Below are 4,734 nucleotides of genomic sequence, written 5' to 3'. Positions count from 1 at the left end.
ATCAACCTAAACGGAATAATTGATCGTACCGGTAAAAATGATGATTTTAATCTGGCTGTAAACGTATCGAAATTGGATATCAGGGATTTATTGTATTCTTTTGATAATTTCGGATCTTCTACGATTAACTATAAAAATATAACGGGCAATATCGATCTAAACGCAAATCTTAATGGTATTGTTACCGATAAAGGCGGAATTGAGAGAAACTCATTGAATGGGAATCTTAATTTTATTTTGAAAAATGGCGCCTTTATTAATTTCAAGCCTATTGAGAATGTGGGGCAAAAAGTGTTTCCAAAGCGAAATTTTAAAAAAGTAACTTTTGAGAATTTAAATGGGGATTTTAAAATCAGTAACAGAAAGGTTTATATAAGTCCGATGAAAGTCAATACAAGTGTGTTGAACTTTGATTTAAGCGGAGTGTATGCTCTTGAAAAAGGAACAAATCTTGTGGTAGATGTTTATTTACGCAATCCTCAAAAAGATAAAAACATCAAGAATGCTAAAATTCGGAAGAAAAAAAGAGACGAAGGGCTATCAGTAGGTTTAATGGCAGTTGATGGTCCTGACGGAAATGTGAAAATAAAGCTTCGTACCGTTAAGATTAAATAAGTTATATATGCTAAATTGGCATTACTTTTTTTTTGCGGAAAAATACTTGTTCACATTTTTGTAATCAGGTTGTGGAAGTAAAACAATTAATTATAAATAAATCTTACCAAAATGAATATGAAAGCAATTTTACTTTTTGGTTTTTTGGCAACTATTACATCTTGTAAAGCTCAAAATCAAAATGGACTTAAAACCAAAAATGAGTTAACCACTGATTATAATGCCGATAATATTGTAACTGAACTTGGGAACAATATTGATTATGTTTTACAAGATTCAAGAGAGAACTATTGGTTTGCAAGTAATGAGGAAGGCTTGTATTTATATGGCAATAAAAGTAAAAAGCTATTTCATATCAGCGACAAAGATGGTTTGTGCAGCAATTTTGTTTATAATGTTCAGGAAGACATAAATGGTAACCTATGGTTTTCAACTCGGGATGGTGTCTGTAGTTTTGACGGGATATCGTTTGCTAATTTCACAGAAACCATAAAAAAAGCCCCATTTGGTACTTTTCAGTATAAACGAGGTGGTTTGTTCTTTAATCACCAGGAAGGGTTGTGCTACTACGATGGTAAGTCATTTATAAACTTTACAATTCATCCGGATACTTATAAACCGGATCCAACCAATATGAACAGACCTTATAGTGTTTATTCCATCTTTGTTGATAAATCAGGTTCTGTGTGGTTTGGGACACAGGAAAAAGGGGTTTGCCGCTATGATGGTAAATCATTCATGTTTTTCACAGAGGAAGGGTTAGATACTGCTGCTGTTCGCTGTATTTTTCAAGATTGGGAAGGAAATCTTTGGTTTGGAAATAATGGTGCTGGTTTGTTTCGTTACGATGGAAAAAAAATAACCAATTTTTCTATCGAAAAGGGTTTAGGCAATTCCGACTTTTTGAAAAAAAAGAAAATTGTAGACAAACCCGGCACAATCGGTAGGGTATGGGCAATAAATGATGATAAGGATGGCAACCTTTGGATAGGAACAATAGATGCAGGAGTATGGAAATATGATGGAAACAAATTGACAAACTACACTATTAAAGACGGACTTACGGGGAATTCTATATGGGGCATTTTTAAAAATAAAAATGGAGAACTACTGTTTGTAACAGATGGTGATACAATTTGCAAGTTCAATGGCAGATCATTTACGGAATTTTTAGTTTCTGAAAAATAGATTCGCTTTTTATTAAAAGCGTCCGTTCGTTTGTAAACAGGGATTCTTTTGTTAATTCATTTTCACTTACACGAATTGAAGTCTTTATATTTTTGTTTTTATACCCTTAACGAACCTCGGAATCCTCTGGCAGCATAATACGATTCGGCACCATTGTGATAAAGGAAAACGGTGTCATAACGGAAATCACAGAAGACAGCTCCTCCTAGTTTTCGGATATCGGCAGGTGTTTTTACCCAGCTCGACGTTTTTGAGTCGAATTTTCCAAAGTTCTGCAGTTCGCGGTATTCATCTTCCGTTAATAACTCAATCCCCATGGATGCTGCCGCGTCAAGAGCGCTGTTTTCCGGTTTGAATTCTTTTCGTGAATCAAGAGCGGCACGATCATAACAGAGACTTCTTCTGCCTTTCGGACTTTCCGCTGAACAATCATAAAAAATATATTCATCGGTATTTTTATCATAACCAACCACATCCGGTTCGCCTCCGGTTTCTTCCATTTTGTCTAACGACCAGAGTTTGTCGGGATTTGCTTCAAGTTTTGCCTGTACTTTATTCCATTCAAGACCTTCATGACGATTCCTGTTTTTCTCGAAACGGCCTTTCAGTATTTTTAATAGTTCTTCGCGGTGTTCTTGAGGTACTTCCTTTTTAATTGCCATAGCTGTAAAGTCTTATTTTGATTGTGATGATGTTTGATTAATACATGATTCGGGGTTTCTGCTTGATATACTGGCCTTGTTCTGCTGCAGTGAGCATAAAATCAGCTAAATCCTTTCGGGAAATCGTAAAAAGCAGAGAATTTGGTAAAATAGATTCACCTGTTCTGTAAATACCCGTGAATTTATCATTGGTCAACTTGGGAGCCCGAACAATGGTCCAATCCAAATCACTGTTTTCGATGATGGTTTCTTTGGTTTTATGATCCTCTGTAGCCTTTTTCAATATAATTGGCATAATGTAATTCATTAAGAATCCTAATCCTTTTTTATTGTCGTCCACACCAATGAAGGAGAGATAGACAAACCTTTTTACCGATTTTGACTTCATGGAATTAACAATGTTATTAATTCCTGTTATTAGGATTGGGTCACTTATAAAAGGCGTTTTGGCACCTAATGCACAAATAACAGCATCCTGATTCTCAAGAGAGCGTTCAACGGTCGTGGCATCGGTTATGTCACCTTTAAAAACAGTCAGATTTGGATTTTGCAGATGAAAATTTTCAGGAGTTCTCACAAAGGCCGTTACATGATGACCTTTTTCCAAAGCTTCCTGTGTTAATTGTAATCCTGTTAAACCGGAGGCGCCAAATACCAGTATTTTCATGATTTGTATTTTTTAAAGGTTATCACCAATGTTTGCTGTTTATTTCTTCAAAAACGAAATCAATCCCCTGAAATAAACGTCCTGATCATCGTAAAAGGCCATGTGACTTCCTTTGGGACAGAACAGATATGTTCCATTTTTAACCGATTTTGCCATTTGCTCCATATGTTTTGGATCCATGGTGTCGTTACGTGCACCGATTACCAATGTTGGGATAGTAATATTTTTTAAATCGGGAAAACGGTTCCATTTTTCAAGCTTACCTGAAATTCCGAATTCACTCGGTCCCTGCATGGTAACATAAAGCGATTGGTTCATTTTTGAAAACGAACGCTGTACTGGCTCCGGCCAATCTTTTGAAGGTAAACGCAGGATATGTTTCTCATAAAAATTAGGCATCAGTAATTCCATGTAACGTGGATTGGAAAAGTCACTTTTTGCTTCAATGTCTCTAAGTTCTTTCAATACTACGGGATTCATCTGTTTGGCTAATACCTCATCGGCGTATTTACCATAAGCGATGGCATCAGACATCATATTGGAGATAATCAATCCTTTCATGTTGTTCTGATACTTCAATGTGTATTCCATAGCCAGAATTCCACCCCAGGAGTGGCCTAATAAATAAAAATTTTCTCTATCGAGATTGAGCGTTTTTCGAACCTGTTCCACTTCTTCAACATAACGCGACAAATCCCACATGGCAATGTCTTTAGGATTTTCCGAATTACCACAACCCAATTGATCATAGTAAATGAATTCGATTCCTTCAGCAGGCAGAAAACTCTCAAAACACTCAAAATATTCATGAGTAGCACCCGGGCCGCCATTCAGTAACAGAACTTTTATTTTGGGATTGTTGCCGATACGTTTTGTCCATACCTTGAAAGTACCTTTAGGTGTTTCTATCGGTATCATTTGAATGCCGCCGGTTTGAATTGAGGCATCACTTTTTTTAAAGTAGGAATTGGCTTCTGCAGTCTGTTTTTCTTCAGCTTTCTTACAGTTGAAGAAAAGTAAAGAAATTAGTAGCGTAATTGCGAAGATAGAATGTTTTTTTGCCATGAGGTTTTCTTACGAATTTAAAGAATTTCCCCGACATGTCTTTTAATGTTTTCTGATATTTTTTTGGTAGGCAAATCATTTTCATCATTCCCAAACGGATCTTCAATTTCTTCGGCAATCAACTCTAAACTGGCCAAGACATAAAATATGAACACCACAACCGGAACCACGTAGTATCCTAACGAAAAAGCATAACCAAAAGGGAGTGTCATTACATAAAAGAAGATGAATTTTTTAAGAAATGCACTGTAAGAGTAGGGAATAGGTGTGTTTTTGATACGTTCGCATGCGCCACAGATATCGGTAAATGACTGAATTTCTCCATTCAGAATGATTAATTGATCACCTGTAATTTTACCAGAACTATATAAATCATTGATTTTTTCGAACATCATTTTAGCCACTTGGTTTGGTCTGTGTTTTTCGTGATCTATTTTTAAATCCAAGCCATCAAAAAGCATTAAACCCGTTTCTTCATTTTTTAAATGTTTATTTAAAATGGAAGCATAACCGGGAATGGCTTTTCTGAAATAAGCA

Annotated in this window: 5 protein-coding genes and 1 pseudogene; 2 read left to right on the top strand and 4 right to left on the bottom strand. The window is 35.9% G+C overall.

What is annotated here, in order from left to right:
• Together VLB74_RS05965 and VLB74_RS05960 are read left to right on the top strand one after the other, a co-directional pair.
• A pseudogene (locus VLB74_RS05965) lies at window positions 1-615 on the top strand (AsmA-like C-terminal region-containing protein); the annotation flags it as partial.
• A gap of 117 nt (window positions 616-732) precedes the next feature.
• Window positions 733-1,803 (top strand): ligand-binding sensor domain-containing protein, encoded by a 1,071-nt coding sequence (locus VLB74_RS05960; RefSeq protein WP_325202543.1) that lies wholly within the window; start codon window positions 733-735, stop codon window positions 1,801-1,803.
• Between the two features lie 98 nt (window positions 1,804-1,901).
• On the opposite strand, the gene VLB74_RS05955 is transcribed toward VLB74_RS05960, so the two are convergent.
• The 4 genes from VLB74_RS05955 to VLB74_RS05940 form a co-directional block, all read right to left on the bottom strand.
• On the bottom strand, window positions 1,902-2,465 hold the full coding sequence (locus VLB74_RS05955) for a DUF4256 domain-containing protein (protein WP_325202542.1): 564 nt from the start codon (window positions 2,463-2,465) through the stop codon (window positions 1,902-1,904).
• Window positions 2,466-2,502: 37 nt separating this feature from the next.
• On the bottom strand, window positions 2,503-3,132 hold the full coding sequence (locus tag VLB74_RS05950) for an NAD(P)-dependent oxidoreductase (RefSeq protein ID WP_325202541.1): 630 nt from the start codon (window positions 3,130-3,132) through the stop codon (window positions 2,503-2,505).
• Window positions 3,133-3,171: 39 nt separating this feature from the next.
• A complete protein-coding gene (locus tag VLB74_RS05945) occupies window positions 3,172-4,197 on the bottom strand; it encodes a proline iminopeptidase-family hydrolase (protein ID WP_325202540.1) in 1,026 nt (341 codons plus the stop codon).
• Window positions 4,198-4,214: 17 nt separating this feature from the next.
• A partial coding sequence (locus tag VLB74_RS05940) for a bestrophin family protein (RefSeq protein WP_325202539.1) occupies window positions 4,215-4,734 on the bottom strand: 520 nt, incomplete at its 5' end.

The sequence above is a fragment of the Flavobacterium sp. genome (genome assembly GCF_035456225.1).
GTDB lineage: Bacteria > Bacteroidota > Bacteroidia > Flavobacteriales > Flavobacteriaceae > Flavobacterium.
Note: the sequence above shows the minus strand (reverse complement) of the source record. Positions and strands in the feature narration are given on the sequence as shown.